1 protein-coding gene is annotated in these 490 nt (G+C 43.9%); it reads left to right on the plus strand.

What is annotated here, in order from left to right; all coding sequences use genetic code 11:
• On the plus strand, positions 1–490 hold a 490-nt coding region (locus tag A5878_RS17485; RefSeq protein WP_179190627.1), incomplete at both ends, for a MucBP domain-containing protein.

Consider the following 490-nt stretch of genomic DNA (forward strand, 5'->3'; position numbering starts at 1 on the left):
GAACCAACGATTCTAAGCGGAAAAGTTGGCTTACCATACGAAAGCGAACCAAAAGAAATTCCAGGTTGGTATGTGCCAGAAATGCCAAGCAATGCTCATGGAATTTTCGGAAAAGAAGCGCAAGAAGTAATCTATATCTATGACCGTTCGGATGCAGCCCCCGTAACAGTCAAATATGAAGACACCGAAGGAAATCAACTATCAGAACCTACGATTTTAAGCGGAAAAGTTGGTCTGCCATACGAGAGCGAACCCAAAGAAATTCCAGGTTGGTATGTTCCAGAAATGCCAAGCAATACTCGTGGAATTTTTAGCGAAGACCCACAGGAAGTGATCTATGTTTACGACCGCTCGGATGCGGCACCTATAACCGTCAAATATGAAGATGGCGAAGGAAACCAACTTTCGGAACCTACGATTTTAAGCGGAAAAGTTGGCTTACCATACGAAAGCGAACCAAAAGAAATTCCAGGGTGGTATGTGCCAGAAA

The sequence above is a fragment of the Enterococcus sp. 3G6_DIV0642 genome (assembly GCF_002140635.1).
GTDB classification, from domain to species: Bacteria; Bacillota; Bacilli; order Lactobacillales; family Enterococcaceae; genus Enterococcus_D; species Enterococcus_D casseliflavus.